Origin of the sequence: Bacillus sp. JJ1532, from assembly GCF_036965085.1 — a bacterium.
Lineage (GTDB): Bacteria > Bacillota > Bacilli > Bacillales > Cytobacillaceae > Cytobacillus.
Map to the genome: position 1 here is coordinate 1 of NZ_JBALOW010000074.1, position 22,387 is coordinate 22,387.

General features: G+C 38.7%; 21 protein-coding genes and 1 pseudogene. 8 read left to right on the top strand and 14 right to left on the bottom strand.

Annotation, left to right across the window (positions count from 1 at the left end; genetic code table 11):
* Positions 1 to 102: 102 nt before the first annotated feature.
* From V7122_RS20725 to V7122_RS20740, 4 genes are all read right to left on the bottom strand, one after another.
* Positions 103 to 1,167: an LLM class flavin-dependent oxidoreductase gene (locus V7122_RS20725; RefSeq protein ID WP_335528792.1), complete on the bottom strand. Its 1,065-nt coding sequence runs from the start codon at positions 1,165 to 1,167 to the stop codon at positions 103 to 105.
* A gap of 468 nt (positions 1,168 to 1,635) precedes the next feature.
* The gene (locus tag V7122_RS20730) at positions 1,636 to 2,202 is read right to left on the bottom strand and encodes a DUF4256 domain-containing protein (RefSeq protein WP_335528794.1); all 567 of its coding nucleotides are present in this window, start codon (positions 2,200 to 2,202) and stop codon (positions 1,636 to 1,638) included.
* 194 nt (positions 2,203 to 2,396) lie between these two features.
* Positions 2,397 to 2,615, bottom strand: coding sequence for a hypothetical protein (locus V7122_RS20735; RefSeq protein WP_335528797.1), 219 nt, complete (start codon positions 2,613 to 2,615; stop codon positions 2,397 to 2,399).
* Between the two features lie 114 nt (positions 2,616 to 2,729).
* The gene (locus tag V7122_RS20740) at positions 2,730 to 3,641 is read right to left on the bottom strand and encodes a LysR family transcriptional regulator (protein WP_335528798.1); all 912 of its coding nucleotides are present in this window, start codon (positions 3,639 to 3,641) and stop codon (positions 2,730 to 2,732) included.
* Between the two features lie 135 nt (positions 3,642 to 3,776).
* Between V7122_RS20740 and V7122_RS20745 the strand changes: the two genes are divergently transcribed.
* A complete protein-coding gene (locus V7122_RS20745; protein ID WP_335528801.1) occupies positions 3,777 to 5,015 on the top strand; it encodes an MFS transporter in 1,239 nt (412 codons plus the stop codon).
* Between the two features lie 110 nt (positions 5,016 to 5,125).
* On the opposite strand, the gene V7122_RS20750 is transcribed toward V7122_RS20745, so the two are convergent.
* A complete protein-coding gene (locus V7122_RS20750; protein ID WP_335528804.1) occupies positions 5,126 to 5,737 on the bottom strand; it encodes a LysE/ArgO family amino acid transporter in 612 nt (203 codons plus the stop codon).
* Positions 5,738 to 5,875: 138 nt separating this feature from the next.
* Here V7122_RS20750 and V7122_RS20755 point away from each other — a divergent pair, with 138 nt between their 5' ends.
* Positions 5,876 to 7,324, top strand: coding sequence for a PLP-dependent aminotransferase family protein (locus tag V7122_RS20755; protein WP_335528807.1), 1,449 nt, complete (start codon positions 5,876 to 5,878; stop codon positions 7,322 to 7,324).
* Between the two features lie 139 nt (positions 7,325 to 7,463).
* On the top strand, positions 7,464 to 8,339 hold the full coding sequence (locus tag V7122_RS20760) for an SDR family oxidoreductase (protein WP_335354850.1): 876 nt from the start codon (positions 7,464 to 7,466) through the stop codon (positions 8,337 to 8,339).
* A gap of 180 nt (positions 8,340 to 8,519) precedes the next feature.
* Here V7122_RS20760 and V7122_RS20765 read toward each other — a convergent pair whose 3' ends face one another.
* Positions 8,520 to 9,092: a TetR/AcrR family transcriptional regulator gene (locus V7122_RS20765; protein ID WP_335354849.1), complete on the bottom strand. Its 573-nt coding sequence runs from the start codon at positions 9,090 to 9,092 to the stop codon at positions 8,520 to 8,522.
* 100 nt (positions 9,093 to 9,192) lie between these two features.
* Here V7122_RS20765 and V7122_RS20770 point away from each other — a divergent pair, with 100 nt between their 5' ends.
* The 3 genes and pseudogenes from V7122_RS20770 to V7122_RS20780 all read left to right on the top strand — a co-directional run.
* A complete protein-coding gene (locus tag V7122_RS20770; RefSeq protein WP_335354848.1) occupies positions 9,193 to 9,528 on the top strand; it encodes a DMT family transporter in 336 nt (111 codons plus the stop codon).
* A complete protein-coding gene (locus V7122_RS20775) occupies positions 9,525 to 9,839 on the top strand; it encodes a DMT family transporter (RefSeq protein WP_335345958.1) in 315 nt (104 codons plus the stop codon). Before V7122_RS20770 ends, V7122_RS20775 begins: the two co-directional genes overlap by 4 nt.
* Positions 9,840 to 9,866: 27 nt before the next feature.
* Positions 9,867 to 10,000, top strand: a pseudogene (locus V7122_RS20780) (zinc-binding dehydrogenase); the annotation flags it as partial.
* Between the two features lie 308 nt (positions 10,001 to 10,308).
* Here V7122_RS20780 and rlmD read toward each other — a convergent pair.
* The 7 genes from rlmD to V7122_RS20815 all read right to left on the bottom strand — a co-directional run bounded on the left by rlmD (position 10,309) and on the right by V7122_RS20815 (position 17,963).
* Positions 10,309 to 11,694, bottom strand: coding sequence for a 23S rRNA (uracil(1939)-C(5))-methyltransferase RlmD (gene rlmD / locus V7122_RS20785; RefSeq protein WP_335354847.1), 1,386 nt, complete (start codon positions 11,692 to 11,694; stop codon positions 10,309 to 10,311).
* Between the two features lie 19 nt (positions 11,695 to 11,713).
* Positions 11,714 to 12,607 (bottom strand): DNA-3-methyladenine glycosylase family protein, encoded by an 894-nt coding sequence (locus V7122_RS20790; RefSeq protein WP_335354856.1) that lies wholly within the window; start codon positions 12,605 to 12,607, stop codon positions 11,714 to 11,716.
* A 193-nt stretch (positions 12,608 to 12,800) separates the two neighbouring features.
* Positions 12,801 to 13,598 (bottom strand): delta-lactam-biosynthetic de-N-acetylase, encoded by a 798-nt coding sequence (gene pdaA / locus V7122_RS20795; protein ID WP_335347084.1) that lies wholly within the window; start codon positions 13,596 to 13,598, stop codon positions 12,801 to 12,803.
* Between the two features lie 124 nt (positions 13,599 to 13,722).
* Positions 13,723 to 15,270 carry a fumarate hydratase gene (locus V7122_RS20800; RefSeq protein ID WP_335347085.1) on the bottom strand — a complete coding sequence of 516 codons (1,548 nt, stop codon included), beginning with the start codon at positions 15,268 to 15,270 and terminating at the stop codon, positions 13,723 to 13,725.
* 173 nt (positions 15,271 to 15,443) lie between these two features.
* Positions 15,444 to 15,626 (bottom strand): SE1561 family protein, encoded by a 183-nt coding sequence (locus tag V7122_RS20805; RefSeq protein WP_335347086.1) that lies wholly within the window; start codon positions 15,624 to 15,626, stop codon positions 15,444 to 15,446.
* 506 nt (positions 15,627 to 16,132) lie between these two features.
* The gene (locus V7122_RS20810; protein ID WP_335354846.1) at positions 16,133 to 16,840 is read right to left on the bottom strand and encodes a GNAT family N-acetyltransferase; all 708 of its coding nucleotides are present in this window, start codon (positions 16,838 to 16,840) and stop codon (positions 16,133 to 16,135) included.
* Positions 16,841 to 16,853: 13 nt separating this feature from the next.
* A complete protein-coding gene (locus tag V7122_RS20815) occupies positions 16,854 to 17,963 on the bottom strand; it encodes a mandelate racemase/muconate lactonizing enzyme family protein (protein WP_335354845.1) in 1,110 nt (369 codons plus the stop codon).
* A gap of 105 nt (positions 17,964 to 18,068) precedes the next feature.
* Here V7122_RS20815 and V7122_RS20820 point away from each other — a divergent pair, with 105 nt between their 5' ends.
* Entirely contained in the window at positions 18,069 to 19,328 is a 1,260-nt protein-coding gene (locus tag V7122_RS20820; RefSeq protein WP_335354844.1) for an HTH domain-containing protein, read from the top strand.
* A gap of 42 nt (positions 19,329 to 19,370) precedes the next feature.
* Here the strand turns inward: V7122_RS20820 and nhaC are convergent, their stop codons facing one another.
* The gene (nhaC, locus tag V7122_RS20825; protein ID WP_438824728.1) at positions 19,371 to 20,801 is read right to left on the bottom strand and encodes a Na+/H+ antiporter NhaC; all 1,431 of its coding nucleotides are present in this window, start codon (positions 20,799 to 20,801) and stop codon (positions 19,371 to 19,373) included.
* 232 nt (positions 20,802 to 21,033) lie between these two features.
* Between nhaC and yfkAB the strand changes: the two genes are divergently transcribed.
* Entirely contained in the window at positions 21,034 to 22,158 is a 1,125-nt protein-coding gene (yfkAB, locus tag V7122_RS20830) for a radical SAM/CxCxxxxC motif protein YfkAB (protein WP_335354843.1), read from the top strand.
* The last annotated feature ends 229 nt before the right edge of the window (positions 22,159 to 22,387 follow it).

The following is a 22,387-nucleotide window of genomic DNA, read 5'->3' on the forward strand; positions in this document are numbered from 1 at the left end:
TTAATAATGTTATTATTTTGTTAAACATAAAAAGTACCATTAGCCTGAACACTAATGGTACTTTGTTTTTTATTTGATTATAAAATTTATTCTGCTTACCCGTTACTGTAAACGTGTTTCTCTTCGAACGATTGGAGCAATTTCCGTTGCTAACAATTCAATCCCTTTTGCAACATTCTTAAAAGGTTGACCACCTATATCCAACTGGGCAAGGAAACGTTGGTGCCCAAAGAGTTCGTATTGTTTCAGGATCTTTTCGATGACTTGCTGTGGACTCCCTACAAACAAAGCAGTATCCGGACTAGCCATATGTTCAAAGTCATCTCTTGACATCCTTGTCCCCATTCCACGCTGACGGTTTACATATCCCCAGTAATTCGAGTAATAAGGATAAAACTCATCCTTTGCTTGCTGAGTTGTCTTAGCTATATAGGCATGGCCGGTTACACCAACCTTTAATGTTTCTGGTGCATGTCCAGCGTCTATTCCGGCCTGGCGATAAAGATCGACAAGTGGCTTAAAACGTCTTGGATGACCACCTAAAATTGCTAAAGCCATTCCCACTCCAAACCTTCCAGCACGAACGGCACTCTCAGGTGTACCCCCAACTCCAATCCAAATTGGTAATTTTTCTTGTACCGGTCTTGGGGCAATTTCAGCATTCCTTAAAGAAGAACGGAATTTCCCTGACCATGTGACAGTCTCATTTTTGGTCAGTTGTAATAGAAGGTCCATATGTTCTTCAAACAACTCATCATAATCATTTGTACTATAACCGAAAAGAGGAAATGATTCTATAAATGCTCCTCTGCCAGCCAGTATTTCAGCTCGGCCATCGGAAAGTAAATCCAATGTAGCAAAATCTTCAAATAGACGAACAGGATCAAGCGTACTTAAAACACTTGTTGTACTTGTTAATCTAATATGGTTTGTTACTTGTGCAATAGCAGCTAATAGAACAGCAGGAGAAGAGGAAGCGTAATCCAGACGATGATGTTCTCCTACCCCAAATACATCTAGTCCCGCCTCATCAGCAAGTTTTGCGGCTTGGATGGTTTCTTTTACTCTTTCCTTAACCGTTATCGTCTTTCCATTAAGGGGGTTCGGACCTATATCCGCAAGTGTGTAAATACCAATTTCAATACCGGCACTTTCTTTAGCAGCCAATCGGATACCTCCTATATTATAACTTGATGCGATTTTCAAAAGGATGATTGATTCTTCTCATACATTCGCACCAATCTGTTTCAAATTGGTAACTGCTCCTTAAGTTACTTTATGTAAGTAAGTATATTTATATAATTAAACACTGTCAAGTAACTGAAATTTAATATCTGTTTTTTGATAATAGAGATTGTTTTTTTATGAAAAAGGTAGAAAAAGACCCTGAAATCGCAAAAGTATATTAAACGAAATCAGAGTCGGTTTAACAGGAATTTACTTTTAACTAGCAAAAGTTTATTTAGGCCTTACAATTTTATAATCAATTCAGTGACCGCTCTTACATGCGATATCACATAACTCTTATTAAAAATAACGTAAAAGATACATGAAATAACCTTATGGAAAAATCTATCCCCACTTGGGGTATATGCCACCTGCACCTCTACATCTGGCATCGTTTTTCTCTAAAACTTAAACCCTTAGAGAGCCACGGAAACCTCTTGCAGCATAGTAGGAATCTGCTCCATTGTGGTACATAAAGACAGTGTCGTAACGACGATCACAAAAGATAGCACCGCCAAGTTTTCTAATATTCGCAGGTGTATGCACCCAGCTCGATGTTTTCATATCAAAATTACCAAGTATCTGCAGCTCCCGGTATTGTTCTTCCGTTAAAAGATCAACGCCCATCGCAGTCGCCATACCAATAGCGCTATTTTCTGGTGGATGTTTTTTCCGTGACTCCAGCGCTTCATGATCGTAACAAACACTTCTGCGCCCTTTAGGACTTTCTGCTGAACAATCATAAAAAATGTATTCGTCCGTTTTTTTGTCATAGCCAACAACATCCGGCTCACCACCAGTTGCTTCCATTTCATTGAGCGACCACAATTTTTCAGTATTAGCTTCCAGCTTTGCTTGGACTTTTGCCCATTCAAGACCTTCATGGCGGTTCATGTTTTTCTCAAAACGGTCTTTCAATATTTCAAGTATTTCTTCACTTTGTTCAGGTGACAATTGCCTATTTTCATTTTTCATAATAAAACCTCTTCGTTAAATATTTTTATAACTTCTTTTTTACTTAATCCGCAAAAATTAACCCATTAATCGTAAGTGATTTTTTCTGTTTCCTTTGACTTAATATACACTAAACTATCTTGTTAATTATCGCCTAGATTTCTTGATTTTACTACTTTTGTTGAGACAATGAACTTGTCCCTTTGTCAAATTCCCTAACCTCGCTTCACCTTAAATACTTTACTTTTGGGTATATTTGGATTGTAGTGGACGACATATGCTTTAGAGAAACGATACAAATATTCTTCTTCATGAGATTTAGGAGTAAGAATAATCATTTTCCGCTGCAATTCTTGTTCGTATAAGCCGAACACTTTTTCCTTTCGACCCTCATCAAGAGCACTATCAACCTTTCCTGTATATCTCTTTCCCAACCATATTAATATGCTCTATCAATTTTTCATTAGCTATTTCTTCGTAATGGAGAATGTCAAAAAAATAGGGAAGTGGATATACCATTACGCGCTTGCCCCTGTTCCATAATCTCATCAACAAACAGTCTCCACACATGACCAGTTTTTTGCATGTTTCAAAGTAATATCTATAAAACTTGATAATGCAGGGGAAACCCATTTGTTTTTGTGATAAACGACTTGGGAGTATATTTGTTTTAAATCAGCCTCGCAAGGAATCATTTTTAATTTTCCTTCCTTGATTTCATCCTGTACAGTCATTAAAGGTAAATAAGAAATGCCAAGCCCACTCATGACAGAACGCTTTATCGCCTCAATACTCCAAAATTCCATGATGTTGGAAGGTGCAATCCCTCTATCCCGTAGAAACTCTTCAAATATTCTTCGATAACTGGCTTCTTTCTCGTTCGTAATGAAACACTCGCTAAGCTTCTGATTTTCGTAGCTTTTAGGTAAACTACTCAGTGAACAATCAGGACTTCCAATGAGAACAATCGGTTCGTTCATTAACGGATGGATGACTAAATCTGAATCCTTAAACTGTGGCAACATGACAAACGCAACATCAGCACTACCATCAACGATTGCTTTCTTGTTATCTCCGCAAGTGGCGTTACTTAAACGGATGCTTACATGAGGAAATTTCTTTCGATATTCTCTTAATATTGGTTCTAAGCGGTAAACAGTTAGTGACTCAGGAGCCGCAATCTTTAACGTCCCTCTAATTTCCTTCCCCTCACTAGTAATGCTTTCAATTTTTCCATAAGTATCTAAAATTTCCTGTGTATAAGGTAACAGTTTCTTGCCAATTTCAGTCAATCTGACCTTTCTCCCCATCCGATCAAACAGAGGTGCGCCTAAATGCTCTTCAAGCGTTTGAATATGAGAGGTCACTGTGGATTGAGTATAACCTAAATGTTCTGCCGCTTGTGTGAAACTACCCGTTTCAATAACCTTATTAAACGTAACAAAATGGCGTATTTCCATCACATCACCCGCCCTTATTATTCTCTTATTTCAATAGTATCAGAAAAATCAATGATTCACTTCATAAACTTCAATTTTACACATGATTAATTACTAGCTAAAATTAAGAATCATAGATAGAGAGGCGGTTTCGTTTTGAAACGTATTCACTTTAGCTGGTTTATTCTGACCGTAACATTTTTTTCCATCATTGCAGCTGGAATTGTTATGGCATCATCAGGGGTTTTCTTAACTCCTTTTGAAAGTGAATTTGGCTGGGATCGTCCCGTGATTTCCCTTGCTTTTGGTATTAGTCTGTTTTTCTATGGAGTATCAGGCCCGTTTATGGCAGCCTTACTAGAAAAAATAGGACTAAAGAAAATGATGCTAGCCTCTATGGGAACCTTGCTGATTGGACTCCTATTAACTTACTTAATGAATCAATCTTGGCACTTGATTATTATTTGGGGAATTATTATTGGACTTGGATCAAGTCTTTTCTTAACGGTATTAAGTCCATATGTGGCAAATCATTGGTTTAAAGAAAAAAGGGGACTTGCAACCGGAATATTAACGGCAAGTACGGCTATGGGCCAATTAATATTACTTCCTGTCTTAGCAATGGTTATCGAAAGTTACTCGTGGCGATGGGCTATGGGGTTAATCATTGCTCTTAGCATCATTATGTTCATCATCATCTTTTTATTTATGAAAAACTCACCGAAAGACATCGGGATTCTTCCATATGGTCAAAGTGAAGATATGGAGGAAATGCATGAAACTCAAAATGGAAATCCGATAGTCATTGCTTTCAAAGGATTATTCGATGCTGTGAAGGCAAAAGAATTTTGGTTATTAGCAGGTAGTTTCTTTATGTGTGGACTTTCAACGAGTGGATTGATTGGGACTCATTTTATTTCTTACTGTATTAGCTTTGGAATTCCGCTAGTTACTGCTGCTTCATTACTTTCATTTATGGGCGTTTTTAACATTGTGGGAACAACCCTATCTGGCTGGCTGTCAGATCGTTTCGATAATCGCTGGCTCTTATTTTGGTATTATCTGCTTAGAGGGGGTTCTCTCGTATTCCTACCTTTTGCATTAATGAAGGGTGATATTACTTGGATTATTGTTTTTACTATTTTTTATGGTTTAGATTGGGTGGCTACTGTTCCACCAACTATTAATATCTCAAGACAAATCTTTGGGCTTCAGAAGAGTGCTATTATTTATGGTTGGATTTATGCATCCCACCAAGCAGGTGCTGCAGCAGCTGCTTATGGTGGAGGTATAGTCTATAAATATTTCAATACTTACACTTGGGCATTTTTATTGGCAGGAGTTTTCTGTTTATTTGCAAGCTTATTTGTCATTATTATAAAAAAACAACAGTAAGGGCTATAGGTGTAGTAGTAGAACCATAACAATCTGGGGCTTTACCATTGTCAACACTGACTTATGGGATAGCCCCTACTTATCATTTCTATCCTTACATTTCCAAGATCCTAAAATAAAGATATTCCAAGGTAAACGGCAGCCCCCCATATGACTAAGGCTGATATTTTATTTAATGTCAACATAAAACTACCTGATTTATCGAGTTTTCCAGTGATTCGTCCAGCTAATGCAAGCCCTAAAAACCAAACGCAAGAAACCAAAATACACGAAACAGCAAAAACTATTTTTTCATCTCCATCGTATCTTAACGAGCTTGAACCAATTACACCTACCGTGTCCATGATTGCATGCGGGTTCAGCAAGGAAACGGATGCTGCAAACAATACTTGTTTTTTTAATGTAAATTTCTTCGCGATATCTTCTCTTTCATTACTAGGTTTACTATTCCATGTTGTCCATCCCATATAAATTAAAAAGATAAAACCTGCCCCTAAAAGAATCGTTTTAATCCAAAATGAGCTTAAAATAAGTAATGAAACGCCTAACACAGATACCGTAATCAAAAAAGCATCACAAAAAGAGGCTGTAATGACAACGGGTAAGGCTCTAATAAAACGTGGTTGAAGTGCCCCTTGATTAAAAACAAAAACATTTTGAACGCCAAGAGGCAAAATAAGTCCTAGTGCAAGAATACTTCCATGAATAAATGGCTCTAACATCCAAAGTTCTCCTTTTCTTTTTATTAACTAGTCTTATTTTAGTTAGTATCTTTCACATTGTCTCCAACCAATTGGATGGATTTTATACCAACCAAGTAATATAATGGTATAAAGAATGATTAAAAAGGAGAACCGTTTATGTTTTCAGTTAATTGGAAGCCCAATAAGTCCTCACCTATACCATTGCATAAGCAAATTGCTGATTTTATGAAAGAAAAAATATCGAATGGTGAATGGACGATAGGATATAAGCTTCCACCCCAACGCACGTTAGCAAAGGTTTTGGAAGTAAATCGGAGCACAATAGTTACTGCCTTTGATGAATTAACTGCAGAAGGACTTATTGAAGGAAAAAGTGGCAGCGGTACGAGGGTGATTAATAATACATGGAATCTATTAGCTACTTCATCCCCCCCTGATTGGAGTTCATATGTTAAGTCGGGGATTCACAAACCTAACCTACCAACCATTCAAGAAATTAATCATGCAGAATTTATTCCTAACATCATCCGTTTAGGAACCGGCGAATTATCACCTGATCTCTTGGCTGGTAGGTCAATGAAACAAATTTTTGAAAAGCTGTCTATGAAAGAACTTTCTTATGGTTATGAAGAGCCAAAAGGGCTATTGCCATTAAGGGAGGAAATAAGTAACTATTTAAAAACGATTGGTATTGAGGCTTCCCCTTCTTCCATTTTAATTGTTTCAGGTGCCCTGCAAGCCTTGCAACTTATTAGTGTTGGTTTATTACATAAAGGCTCTACTGTATTAACGGAAAAACCATCATATCTTCATTCACTTCATGTCTTTGAGTCAGCGGGTATGCGTTTAGTTGGCATTCCATTGGATAAAGAAGGGATTAAGGTGAATGATATTCCACAATATAAAAAGCTGAATAAAGCTGCTTTACTTTATACAATTCCTTCATTTCAAAATCCAACTGGAACTTTAATGACTGTTGAAAGGCGTAATCAATTGTTAAACAAATGTCAACAAGAACAATTACCTTTAATCGAAGATGATGTTTACCGGGAATTATGGTTCGAAGAGAGACCTCCAAATCCTGTTAAGGCATTCGACAAAAATGGACTTGTTCTATATTTGGGAAGTTTATCTAAAACTTTAAGCCCCGGCTTTAGAATTGGCTGGGTAGTTGGTCCAGAGCCGGTTATTGAGCACTTAGCAGATATTAAAATGCAAACTGATTATGGTTCAAGTTCCTTGTCACAATGGGCTGCTGTAGAATGGTTTTCCAGTGGACTTTATGATCAACATCTGAATGAAATTAGAAAACAACTGAAAATACGAAGAGATTTTACCTTAAATATTTTAAATAAGTATTTTTCTAATTTGGCAACATGGGAAAAACCAAAGGGAGGGTTTTATGTTTGGATACGATTAATACCGCCCATTTCAATAAGAAAACTATTTGAAACGGCACTTGCAGAAGGCATATTACTAAATCCGGGAAATATTTATGATATTCAGGCTGACCAATATCTACGTATTTCCTATTCCTTTGCATCTCTTTCAAATTTAGAGGATGGTCTACGCCGCTTATCAATGATAGTAAGAAGACTAATCTAAATTAATACATCTGTCCCCTATTGCGCACGCCAAGGCAAACGATTCACTACCCAATAAGGGCACTATTACACCTGACAAATAATCCGTGCTAGTTTACTCCATACTAGGATAGTAAATACTAGTTGGAGGTTCGTTCAACATGCCAAACAAACAAAATCAGCCAAAGCGAAACGCTTTTCCCCCACAGCATCAAAACAAGCAGCCTGGATTAGAAAGTCGAATGGATCCAAAACCAACCTCGATTGATCCCAATTATAAGGGATCAGGGAAATTAAAAGGAAAAATAGCTTTCATTTCAGGTGGTGACAGCGGAATTGGAAAAGCAGCAGCCATCTATTTTGCTAAAGAAGGGGCAAATATTGCGATCAACTACCTAGAAGAGCATGAAGATGCAGACGAAACAAAGCAATTAATAGAGGCGGAAGGGCAAGAATGTTTATTACTTCCAGGAGATATCGGAAATGAGTCCTTTTGCAGGGAGATTGCCAATAAAACGATTGACCATTTTGGGAAAATAGATGTATTAGTAAACAACGCTGCAGAGCAGCACCCTCAGGATAGTCTCCTGAATATTTCTTCTTCCCAACTGGAAAGAACCTTTCGGACTAATATTTTTTCTTATTTTTATTTAACAAAAATGGTTCTGCCGTATTTACAAAAAGGCAGTTCCATTATTAATACCACTTCCATAACAGCCTATGCCGGACATGAACAGCTGATTGATTACTCAGCAACGAAAGGGGCAATCGTTACCTTTACTAGATCTCTTGCGATGTCACTTTCAGGAAAAGGAATTCGTGTAAACGGTGTAGCGCCGGGACCCATTTGGACCCCACTAATCCCATCTACATTCTCTGTCGATAAGGTAGCTCAATTTGGAACCGACACACCGCTTGGACGTGCAGGACAGCCATACGAACTAGCACCAACCTATGTATATTTGGCAAGTGACGATTCATCCTATGTAAGCGGGCAGATTATTCATGTGAACGGCGGCACGATCGTAAACGGATAAATTTTTTCAAATAGGGAGAAAACGGGCACCATACGAAGTTCATGGTGTCCTTGAAGATTAAATAAGTGCATTGCGTCTTTGACGCAAGCAAAACAAAGATTGAAAAAGACAGCTTATTAAACGGCAGCTGTCTTTTTTCAATCTTTGTCCTTTAATTCTCATCTTTTGTTTTCGCACACTTTATTTGGATACTCCATACCAAAATACAGTCCAAGCTTTTTCAAAGCGATTTAGAAAATCATCATAAATAAAGCTCTCCGTAAATAATCCATCTAACAAGAAATAAAAAGCTGATTGGAACGTTTGTTCAGGTATATCTCTTAATTGTCCTTCTTCTATTCCTTGAGTATATAATTTGTTTACAATCTCGTCTATTTCATTATCTCCTTTTTCTACAATTGCTTTAACTTCTTCTTTTAATTCTACAGGTGGAAATAGTAAAAAGCGTACATACATCATACCTTCTTGTTTATTTAGAATAAAATCACAGCTATTTTTAAATAATAAATAAAGCCTTGTTTCTAAATCCTCATTTCTATGTCTCTCATATGTATCCTGCATTCTCATAAGTAAAGCGTCCATAACCATGTCTGCTACGTATAAGTACAAATCATTTTTACTTTTAAAGTGGTTGTATATCGAGGGTTTTTGAATCCCTACTTCTTTTGCGATTTGCGATAACGTTGTGCCTTCATAGCCGTGCTGAGCAAACAAACGCTTAGCTGCTTCAATAATTTGGTCTTTCGTATTCAATTCCTTCATCCTTTCAAAAAAACAGTTGAAAATAAACAAAATCAACGTTATACTAACTACCGTTAGTTAATTATAAAACAAAGAAGGTGTTTGAACAAATATGTGGATTTTAGTCATCATTGCAGGCATCTTTGAAGTTGGTTGGGCCACAGGATTAAAACATGCCAACTCGCCTTTAGAATGGACTTTTACTATTATAGGAGTTGTTGTTAGTTTTATACTGCTTGTCCGAGCTGCTACAACTTTACCTACAAGTACAGTATACGCCGTTTTTGTAGCATTGGGTACAGTTGGAACAGTGTTAGTTGATATCATTATCTTTCATGCACCTTTTAATTTGGGTATGCTCTTCTTTCTTGTCTTACTGCTTGTGGGAGTGCTTGGGTTAAAACTTGTCACCGGTAAGCAGGATGCAGAAAGGAGTCAAGAAGGATGAGTTGGTTATTCTTAATTATCGCAGGTATTCTTGAAATTGTTGGTGTTACTGGTATGCAGATTATGGGGAAAGGTCAGAAACTAAAAGGATTCCTAATTATATTGATTGGTTTTATTTTTAGTTTTACCTTTCTTAATCTTGCGATGAAGACCGTTCCTTTAGGTGTCGCTTATGCAGTTTGGACAGGAATTGGAACTGTAGGTAGTGCGATCATAGGAATGTTGTACTATGGTGAGTCCAAAGATAAATTGCGTATTTTCTTTATTGCATTGGTAGTAGTGGCAGTAATCGGTCTAAGATTAGTATCTTAATCAAAGAAATTTTTGAAGAAGGTTGCTAGTTTGGTTGAGGAAGGGAAGCTGCGTCCGCTTTTGGATTCAAATATTTTACGTTTGATGAGGTCTCAAAAGCCCATGAGTATATGGAGTCAGGTAAGGCGATAGGAAAAATTGTTTTGAAAAATAGTTGGTAATATTAATGCATCTTTGAATAAACGCTTCAACAACTTTACTTTAAATTCATTTAAAAGCAGATGTTCAATAGAATCTGTATAAGATTCTCGAATTACCGTCTGCTTTTTTTAAATAAAAACCATTAGGGAATAGTACTAGAAATTTTGATTCCGCTAAAGAGGAATACGATTCGTGGTTATACTATTTGGTACCTGACAATTGTCGAATACTCTTTATCATTCCTCTTCAGGAACCACTCAAATTATAACAAGCATTATTGTTATTTATCCATAAAAAAGAAGCCTATCTCTAGACTTCTTTAGTCACCTTATTTATTTTTCAGCTCCAACACTGCCACATTTTCCACATGCGCCGTTTGAGGAAACATATCCACCGGCTGAATCATATCAACCTTGTAACTAGAACTCAATACATCAATATCCTTCGCCAAAGTCGATGGATTACATGATACATACACAACCTTCTTTGGCTTCACTTTCAAAATCGTTTTTAAAAGCTGTTCATCAAGCCCTGTCCGTGGAGGATCCACAATGATAACATCTGGCTTCCATCCCTCTTTTACCCATTTCGGCAGCAGGACTTCAGCTTTTCCAGTGACATATTTAGCATGCTTAATCCCATGACGAGTAGCGTTTTTCTTAGCATCTTCGATGGATTCTGGGATGATGTCCATTCCGCGAATCTCAGCCGCTTGCTCCGCTACCCATAAGCCAATCGTTCCGACTCCGCAATAGGCATCCACTACTTTTTCTTTCCCTGTTAATCCTGCCGCATTTTTCACTTCATTATAAAGCTTGACCGTTTGTTCAGGGTTTAGCTGGAAAAATGTCCGTGCTGACAGTTCGAAGGATAGATCGCCAAGCGTTTCTTGGATAAAGTCATTTCCTTCAAGATTGACTGTTTCTTCACCAAAAATTAAGGATGTTTTTTGTCCATTAATGTTTTGGATGATGGACTTCACTGCTGGCAGTCGCTTTTTAATCTCTTGGATAATGAGATCTTTTTTCGGAAGTTCTTTTTTTGCTGTAATTAAGACGATTTGCAGCTCGCCTGTTTGAATGCCGACTCTTGTAACGATTGTTCTAATTAGACCTTTTCTTGTTTTTTCATTATATATCGGTATTTTCAGATCTTGCAGTATCCTTTTTACGGTTACAGTTGCATTGCTTGTTTGCGGATGCTGAACTGCACATTGGTCAATATTGATAAGACGGTGGGAATTCATTCCATATAGACCAGCCAGCACTTTTCCGTCTTTTAGTCCAACTTGGAATTGGCTCTTATTTCTGTAATTCCATGGGTCGTCCATTCCGATCGTATCTTTAATATCAATTTGATTTGGGTTCAACTTCGTATGTCTTTCCAGCGCCTGAATGACAATATCACGTTTTTCTTTCAGCTGCTGGCTATATTGCAAATGCTGAAGCTGGCAGCCCCCACACTGTTCATAAATCGGGCATGGCGGCTGGACACGATGCTCTGACTTTTTACGGATTTTCTTTATTTTTGCCTCTGCGAATTTTGGGTTTACCTTCGTTGCTTCAACAACAACCTCTTCCCCAGGCAATGCTCCAGGCACAAAGACAACCTGCTTTTTAAAATAGCCTACGCCCTCACCATTTATTCCGAGCCGTTTAATTGTCAGTGGAAAAGTTTGATTTAGTTTGAGTTTTGCTGTTTGTTCTTGTTTCATGATGCTCGATCACTCCAGATTATTCGATGCTTCTCCATAAATAAAGGGAAGCATAGCTTAAGTAAGGTTCCCAGCCTTTTGAATAATTCTCCATTTGCTCTACAGCTGGTTTCGCTTCTAATTGATATAATTTTTTCAAGGCATTTTGAATGCCTATGTCTGCCGTTGGAAAAAGATTTGGACGGCCTAGACCAAACATGAGGAAATTTTGAACCGTCCATGGTCCAACTCCGCGCAATTTAATTAATTGTTTAAAAATGTCCTCATCTGATTGTGATTTTAGTTCATCAAAGTTGAGGTTTCCTTCTATTACTTCTTTAGCAATGCCAATCACATATTCCGCTTTGCGTCCGCTGAACTGGAGCTCACGAAGATCTTCTACGGTAAGCTCGGCGACTTTTTCCGGCAGGGGGTAGAACCAAACGCCCTCTTTTTCAAATCCGAAAGTTTTGACAAACCGCTCTGTTAAAGTATGGGCAAAGGACATATTCAGCTGCTGGTGGATAATGCATTTTAATAGACAGTTATACGGTGAAAAATCGAGAACAATGGGTGTGCCATAGTGTTGTTCAAAGATCTCTTTAAGGTCCGTATTCTTGAAATGTTGGCCAATCATTTCAAGTGGAGTAAGCCATTGAAAAATTTCCGCTAATCTTTTATCGGCTTTTTCCTTATATTTGCCCTCTGTCCCATCAATCAAGAATTCGGGGGCTAAAGTTGTTCCATTTGCTTTTACTATTGCCACAATCGGTTCATCTTCAATCAGCAGTGGCACTTTTACCGATCGATTGACTATATCCACTTGATTAAGCGGGTCGATGGAAAGCCTGTCCAGTACAAGATCAAAATTGTAAGGGCCTTTTATTTGTATTGTTTCCAAGAATGATCCGTCCTTTAACCATTTTTCCGTCATTATAGCATTTTTTCTTATGCTTTGACTAAAGCTGTATCTTGGAAACATAAAAAGACCCATTATTGGGTCTAATTAATAAATATATCAGCCAATGCTGATGTTTATCGGTCAGTTCCACCAATATATCGGTCACTTTTTGATTATATCGGTTAGTTCTACCAATATAATATATCGGCCACTACCCAAAAATTCTTCAATATAGCATTCTCTCCTCCATGCCTATACTCATCATCAAATCATCCAAGCTTTTAAACGTGTAGCCCCGCTTTTTCAAATCTTGTATCGCTTTTTCCAGTGCATCGGCATTGTCTTTAGATACGGTGTGAAGCAGCAGAATGGCCCCTGGATGAATTTGTTTCATGATGTTGTCGTAGGAATATTGCCAGCCTTTTTGCTGATCGACCACCCAATCTTTAAAAGCTAAGGACCAGAAGATGTGAGTATAGCCATGCTGTTTAGCCACTTTAATCGTTCGTTCGCTAAAAATGCCGCGGGGTGGGCGCAAATATGCCATCGTTTTTATTCCTGTTAGTTGTTCCGTCCCCTCCCGTACCATTTCCAATTCCTTAGCAATTTTCTCGTCACTAATAGTTGTCATATCAGGATGATGCCAGGAATGGTTGCCGATAATATGACCTTCGTTGGCCATTCGTTTGACTAGATCAGGTGCAGTTTTTAAATAATGCCCCGTAATGAAAAATGCTGCTGGCACCTTTTCCTTTTTCAATACGTTTAAAACTTTTTCTGTATAGCCATTTTCATAGCCATTATCAAAGGTTAAATAAATTTCTTTTTTCGTTGTATCTCCTTTGTAGTAGGCACCCAGCCGTTCTAGCATATCATCTAAACCTTTACCTGCATCGGCTGGCTGCTCATTTGAGCCCTTTTTAAATCCCCAATGAATAGGAGAGTTGGCGTAATTGGCATAGGCTGTTGATGAAAAAAACAAGAAAATGGCACTTAATATGAGCAAATGTCTAAGTGATTTCATCTCTGCACTCCTCTTTTATTTTTTCTTATTGTTTGTGCAGGCAGGCAAAACATTCGCGCCAAACCATGCCAATAAACTCCATAAAAAAAGCCCTAGCCATTTCAATGACTAGAGCCAAACAATATTAAAATACGCGCTCTTTAAATTGAGCCAACTTCTCTAAAGATGATTTATCAACATCCGCATGCAAACTGTTTCCGTGTGAATCCATTGTGACTACAGCAGTAAATCCTTCAACTTTTAAATGCCACATTGCTTCAGGAATACCAAATTCCATCAAATCAACGCCTTCAACATCCTTAATACAATCCGCATAATATTGAGCCGCACCGCCGATTGCGTTTAAGTACACACCGCCATGTTCTTGAAGAGCTGCCAAAGTTTTCGGACCCATTCCGCCTTTTCCGATCACCGCGCGGATGCCAAATTTCTTCATGATATCGCCTTGGTATGGCTCCTCACGAATACTTGTTGTTGGACCCGCTGCCTTCACATGCCACTTTCCTTCAGCATCTTTCAGCATAACAGGACCACAGTGGTAAATAACTTGGCCATTTAAATCAACTGGTGCGTCATGTGACATTAAGTGGTGATGGATCGCGTCACGGCCAGTGTACATTCTGCCGTTAATTTGAACGACATCTCCAACTTTTAAGTTGCGAATTTGTTCTTCTGTAATAGGAGCTTGTAAAGTAATCACTTCAGCTTTTGTCTCGGCAGCTGCCGCTGTTTCTTTTTCAGCCTCAGTTGCAGCGAAATCGATGTTTTCGCCTTCTTGATACATCCATTCGTTGATTTCACCAGTTTCAGCATTTACAGCAACACCTAAACGGCGGAATGCCCAGCAGTTATAGGCTACAGAAACAAAGAAGCTGGCAGGAATACGGTTCATCACACCAATTTTACAGCCTAATAGGGTTGTCTCTCCGCCAAAGCCCATTGTACCGATTCCAAGCTTGTTGGCATTCTCCATGACATATTCTTCAACTTTGCGAAGATCTTCATTTGGATTTACATCATCGTTTGAACGGAATAACTGTTCCTTAGCAAGATCATATCCTGAAGAACGATCTCCGCCAATACCAACGCCGATAAAGCCAGCGCTACACCCTTGTCCTTGTGCTTGGTAAACCGAATGCATGATACATTTACGAATGCCATCGAGATCACGGCCTGCACGACCAAGTCCTTCAAGCTCACAAGGCAAGCTGTATTGAATATTTTTATTTTCACAGCCGCCCCCTTTTAAAATAAGGCGGGCATCGATATAATCATTTTCCCATTGATCAAATTTAATAACTGGAACACCTAATCCAAGATTGTCCCCGCTATTATCCCCTGTTAGCGAGTCAACTGAATTCGGACGAAGCTTTCCATCCTTCGTAGCTTGTACAATCGCATTTCTAATTGCTTCTTTCATTTCAAGCTGGTTTGCACCAACAGGCGTCTTAATTTTGAAGGTTGGAAGACCTGTATCCTGACAGATTGGTGAAACATTATCATCAGCCATTTTAATATTATTCGTGATAGTCGCTAAACTCATAGCTGATCTAGTTCCAGCACTTTCATTTTCCTTCGCAGCCTGAATTGCACGACGTACGTCTTTTGGAAGCCTTGTTGATGTTTCAACAATTAGCTGATACATACTCTCTTGAAACTTTTCGATATTCATCCTCGTTCCCCTTCCCCTTTGCGAGTATATCTATTTTTTCAAATAATTATAATTGCCGTCTATATTATACTCCTAAAATGGAGGTAATTAAAGATAAAGCACTCATTCTGATTGAGGAAAAGGTGACCATACTAACTGGATTCCAAAATAAAAAGAGCCACTAAGGCTCTTTTTTAATCACGATTATTGAATTCGCGGCATTTCGATTCAATGTCGTCAATGATTTCTATCAGACGGTCGATATCATCAATATCTGCTTCTTCTGGCTCAATAGCATCCAGAACGTCAAGAAACATATTTAACCGCTGTTTTAAAAATACCACTTGGTTGTTTTTATCTTGTATCGGACTACCCAAAATGTTCTCTCCTTTCGTAACGATAACATACTACCGAAAAACTCCTCTTTTCGCAAATTGAATATTTATATTATGATCAATTGTTTGGTTAAATAAAATTATGACGATTTTCCTTTGGATACGTGAAGACGTTCATCCTTAACTATCTTCGAGCTACATTTTTCTTTACGAAGGAAGTAATAAACCCTTCTTAACTATATTCGTCGGCATTTTTTCATCACGAAGGGCGTTATATAGTCCTCTTAACTACCTTCCACTGCATTTTTTCTTCACGAAGGGTGTTATATAGTCCTCTTAACTACCTTCCACTGCATTTTTTCTTCATGAAGGGAGTTATAAAACCTTCTTAACTACCTTCCACTGCATTTTTTCTTCATGAAGGGCGTTATATAGTCCTCTTAACTACCTTCCACTGCATTTTTTCTTTACGAAGGGAGTAATAAACCCTTCTTAGCTACCTTCTACACCATTTTCCTTCACTATGGGCGTATATAACACCCCCACCCTCATTTAACCCGACAATACTCCACCGAAAGCTCCCCATTCCTCACTTCCATCCGAATTCCTCTCCAGCCTTCAGAAAGCTTTTTTTGTTGCGCTTCCGTATCCCCCATTGGAATAAACATGCTCTCGCTCCAATTAGGCTCCGCGCTCTCCTCCAAATCCATCACAAAAATATAACGTAGGCTGCCGCCATATTTCTCCTTCAGCGCAGCTATCCGCATGCCTTGTGAGAATTTATCCTTTAAGCTAGGAATATTGAATGGAGCCACGGTACAGCAAACATATCGATAGCCATGATCATTCTTAGATAATTCCTTCATAATCAGCCCAGCCAACGTCTTCTGCAACTGATTTCCGCGATAATCAGGTAGGACATTTGAGATTTCCTGATAAATAACTTTTGACAGTTCAGATTCACCAAGGCCGATATCTAGCCCTAAGTGCTCTTCATCCATAACGGGCACTAATAAAGCACGAAAAGCAATTAGCTTTCCATCAACAAATGCCCCAATCATCAATCCATTGCCCTCTAAAATATATTGAAACTCTTCCTCGGTCAGTGGCTGAAGTGTATTTTTTCCATTTAGATGTGAAATGACTTGATCCTGAACTTCCAAAATCCTTGCTACATCCGCCATCGTTAAAGGCTGGACAACAAAGGGGATCTTTTGGCCTTCCTTAATTAACGTTCCTTCATATATATGCATCACCTAAACACCACTCCTAGCGAACAACATCCTGTAAGACGGTTAATTCATTCAATACTTCTTCATTTATATCTACACCTAACCCCGGTTTCTCAGTTAAGCGGATAAATGGAACATCGTAATGAAGATTGCCGATATCCTTTGAAAATTTTAATGGCCCTGTAAGCTCAACACTTGTGATGACTTTTTTAGAAAAAGCAACATGGAAGCCTGCAGCAGAGCCGACAGATGATTCAACCATAGATCCAATCTGGCACTCAATTCCAGCTAACTCTGCCTGGTGTGCAAGTTTGACCGCGGGATAAATGCCGCCGCACTTCATCAATTTAATATTGACTTTGTGGGCTGCACGCTTTTGGATGATCTCGAGCATTTCTCGCTGTCCCTTTAAGCCTTCATCAATCATGAGAGGAACTGTTGTTTTCGCGTTTATTTCAACCATCCCATCTATATCATCAGCCACAACCGGCTGTTCTACCCAATCTAAATGGCAATCGCGCAATTGATTTAATGCGACAAGAGTGTTGGCACTATTTCTCCAGCCTTGGTTCACATCGACTCGAATGGCGATATCATCCCCAACCTTCTCACGGACAGCTTGAATACGCTCAACATCCTTCCTGACATCTGTGCCCACCTTCATTTTAAAAGAACGATAGCCTTGCTCAAGCATGGAAGTAGCTTCACTTGCCATATGTTCAGGTTCGGCAATGCTTAACACATGTGTAATTGGGAACTCATCATGATAACGTCCGCCAATCAGCTGATAAACCGGCTGCTGTATTTTTTTGCCCATAATATCAAAGCAAGCAATATCAATAGCTGCTTTAGCCGTTGGAGCTCCGTATATCGATTTATTCATTATGTCGTGAATTTTTTCGATTTCCATTGGGTTTTGGCCAATAAGAACAGGTGCAAGTGTATTTTTAATAATGGTGTAAACACCCTCTAACGATTCCCCAGTCACGTGCTCATCTGCTACACCTTCCCCGTATCCAACAATTCCTTCGTCTGTTTCAATTTTAACAATAACAGAAGGCATATCATTGTAAGTGTGATAGCTGACAACAAAGGGTACATGCAGCGGTAAATGAATAGCATAAAGATGGATAGCGGTTATTTTCATAAAATTTTTCTCCTTTTTCGTTTAAAATTTTCAAATAATTTGTTATAGTTGTCGTTAAACAGTCGTTAATTATAAAAAATAAAATCCCCCTTCAAGAGGTGAAACATGCAAACAAAAATCGCTGTCATAGGTTCAGCTGAATTTTTCGAACAGATTCAATCTGTTTCGGAACAAGTCCCAAATATTGAATTAGAGGGGTATATTTATAAACAGCCACAGGAAGCTGAGTACTTAATTAAACAAATTAAGCCATGTGACGTTGTCTTCCTATCCGGTACATTGCCCTATTTATTTTCCCAAAAGTATCATGAACAATTGCCGATCCCTATCCTCTATTTAGCACAGGATGAAATGACGGTCGCCTCAACGCTGCTTGCTGCATTATACCATAAGAAGATTTCATTGGATCGAATTTCAATTGATTTATTTGATGCTTCCATTGTTTCCAACGTCCTGGATGCAGTTGATATTAAGACAAGCCCCTTGCATGTTAGAGATTATGAGGATATTTTACTGCAAGAACCGTATGACTTTGAACAGCTTGTTTCCTTTCATCACTTATTGTGGAAGCAAGGGGAAATTGATTTAGCGATTACAAGTGTACATGTTGTTTATAACCAATTAATCCTTCAAGGCGTTCCTGCCATTCGGATGGCTGATCCAAAGACTGCCTTGATTCGCGGTCTACAGGATGCGAAGGCAAAGGCTGAGTATGTGAAAAGCCAAGCTTCACAAGTGGCTGTCGGCTATATATCCGTTGATTCACTAAATGAACAACAACGGAAAAATCTTGATACATTTGCACACGAGATTTATGCAACTGTTCAGCAATTAAATGATTCTCAGTTTGTCTTGTACAGCACTAGAGGAGACATAGAGTCGATGAGACATGAAGACCTCAATCAATTATTTTCTAAAACGGATGGTAATGCCATTGGCTTTGGCTATGGTGCGACCATGAAGGAAGCTGAAAAAAATGCCCTAATTGCTTTAGGTTTTGCCGAGAAAAATGAGAATAGCAACTGTTGTTTTATTTTAACAGAAAAAAAGGATCTTCTTGGCCCTTTCCCACAATTGCATAAACAGCAAAAACTCGTAAATGATCACCCTGATTTATACCTTATCGCACAAAAAGCAAAATTAAGCCCTGCCAACCTCTCAAAAATCATTAAGTTTTCCAAGGACATTCATCAGTTTACTTCAGCTGATCTGGCAGATTTTCTTCAAGTCACTAGGCGTACAGCTGAAAGAATGATAAAAAAGCTAACTGACCATGGGTACATTCAGATTGTCGGTGAGGAGATGACCTATCAGCAGGGCCGTCCGCGAGCTCTATATAAACTGAATATCCCGATTTATTTTTAAGGAAAAAAGGAAAGTTCTGTTAAGGAACCTTCCTTTTTTATGTTACGCCTTCATTACTAGTTCATCTTTTTTCTGCAGCTCAAGCTTTTCCTTATCAGTTAGCTTTACAATAGAGAAACCAGTATATGCAAAGATGATTGAGAGAATTGGAACAACAAAGTTTAAGATTGCGTATGGAGCATATTCAAATGTATGAACACCAAGTGTTGCAAGGATGAATACACCGCAAGTATTCCATGGAACAAACACAGAGGTTAGCGTTCCCCCATCCTCCAGTGCACGGGATAAGTTTTTAGAATGCAAGCCTTTATCACGATAAGCTTTTGCAAACATGCGAGATGGGATAACGATTGAAATATACTGCTCTGAACAAGAAACATTTGTTGCAAAACATGATACAACTGTTGAAGCTACTAAGCTCTTTGCAGATTTTGCAAGCTTTAATAATTGGTTCACAATCGCTTGAAGCATACCTGTATTTTCTAAAATTCCTCCAAATGTCATCGCCACAATTGTCATTGAAACAGTATACATCATTTCATCTAAACCGCCTCGGTTAAAGAGATTGTCAACCATTTCATTGCCAGTGTCAATGAGGAATCCGCTTTGTAAAGCAGCGACCGCATCGGCAACATTTCCGCCTTGTACAAAAATCTGAGCTAGGAAACCTAGCAAGATACCAATAATAAGAGCCGGTATGGCTGGAACTTTTTTAGCAACGAGAACAATAACGAGAACAGGAACTATTAATAGGAATGGAGAAATAACAAAACTGTCCTGAAGAACCTGAATCGTTTGATCAATGCTTTGTGCATCCATGGCTCCAGCCGCAAATTTTCTTCCCATAATAGCATAAACGATTAAAGCAATCGTGATCCCTGGGATCGTTGTGTAAAGCATATGTTTAATATGGACAAATAAATCCGTGTCAGTTAAACCTGCCGCTAAGTTAGTCGTGTCTGAAAGCGGTGACATTTTATCTCCGAAATAAGCGCCAGAAATGATTGCACCCGCAATCATCGGAGCAGGAATTCCCATACTTAAGCCAATTCCCATTCCCGCAACCCCAATCGTACCCATTGTGGACCAGGAGCTTCCAATTGCCAATGAAACGATACAGCAAATAACACAGATAGCTACAAGAAATAGAGATGGTGTAATAATTTTTAACCCATAATAAATCATAGTCGCAACGATTCCGCCGCCTATCCAAGCACCAATCGTTAAACCTACTAGCATAATAATAATGACTGCAGGAAGAGCTAGACGTATCCCCTTATACATCATCTCTTCAATTTCATCCCATTTGAATCCTACACGCCATGCTACAATAGCAGCAGTTGAGGTTCCCACAATAAGCGGAATATGCGGCCCTTGTTCTAATACAACTACCGCTATTGCCATGACCACAATCATTACCAATAGCGGAATAATGGCAAGACCAAACGTCATCTCCCTTTTTTGCACGTTCATTTCCCCTTTTTTATCGTTTTTCCAAACAAAACCAATTTTTCGACTATTTTTAATTGTCGTTAAATAGTCGTTAATATGGTATATAATAAACTGTCCTAGGCATTCCGTCAATTTATTTTTATAAAAAAACGAATCTACTCTTTTAGGCATTTCTTATAAGTTGTAAGCTTATCTTTGACATAAGAGCATTTTATTTTAGATGATAATGGATTTTATTTTAAAGGAGAGCAAAATGATTAAAAATATGCTGCAGGTAAAACCTGCAAACGATCAATGGGAAGCCTATCAGGATATGGATGAGTTTGGAAAGCTTACTCTTTCCAATATTGAATTTACAACAACAGTTTTATGCAATATGCGCTGTGAGCATTGTGCAGTTGGATATACTCTACAGCCAAAGGATCCTAAGGGACTGTCCGTTGATTTATTACTTAGGAGGCTTGAAGAGGTGCCACATTTGAGGGCACTAAGTATTACAGGCGGAGAACCTATGCTGTCGAGGAAATCCGTGGAGGAATATGTAGTCCCCTTACTTCGATACGCACATAATCGTGGGGTCAAAACGCAAATCAACTCGAATTTAACGCTGGAATTAGCTAGATACGAGGAAATCATCCCTTACTTAAATGTACTACATATTTCTCACAATTGGGGTACGGAGGAAGAATTTATTGAAGGCGGCTTTGCCATGATGGAACGGAAGCCAACGTATGAGCAAAGACAGAAGCTTTTTATACGCATGATTGAAAATAGTCAGGAATTAGTTAAAGCTGGTGTTATGGTTTCAGCCGAAACGATGTTAAACAAGCGGACCCTGCCTTACCTCGAGAAAATCCACAAGCAAATTGTGGAGGAAATGAAATGCCAGCGCCATGAAATTCATCCAATGTATCCATCTGATTTTGCATCCAATTTAGAAACGCTGTCATTAGATGAGATTCGTTCCGCAATTCATCATTTATTGGATATTCGAGATGAAAATACTTGGATGTTGTTTGGCACCTTGCCTTTTTACGCTTGCAGTGGCAATGAAAAGGATTTGGAGTTGTTGACACGCTTATATGCTGCGAAAAATGTTACAGTTCGAAATGATCCAGATGGCCGTTCCCGTTTGAACATTAATATTTTTACGGGAGATGTCATTGTGACGGATTTTGGTGATACTCCGGCGCTGGGGAATGTCCAATCTGATCAACTCACGGACATTTTCGACAAATGGCTTGATACCGATTTAGCCCGATCATTAAATTGCCACTGTCCTGAAGTACGCTGCCTAGGACCTAATGTACTGGTGAAAAATAGTTACTACAAGGGTATTAATTTTATGAATTTGACTAGTAAGTTGTCTCGGCTTTAGTAGGGATCAGGTCGGCAATGTGGGGCTTGAAGGGCTCATATCGCCATTCGACTATGGGTTTCTGTATCGAAGGACGTTATGAACCTCTTTTAAGGACCTTCGACCAGAGGTTTCCGAATCGAAAGGCGTTATGACACCCTCTTAACGACCTTCGACCATAGTTTTCCGTATCAAAGGGAGTTGTGGACCCTTCTTAACGACCTTAGACCATGGTTTTCTGTATCGAAGG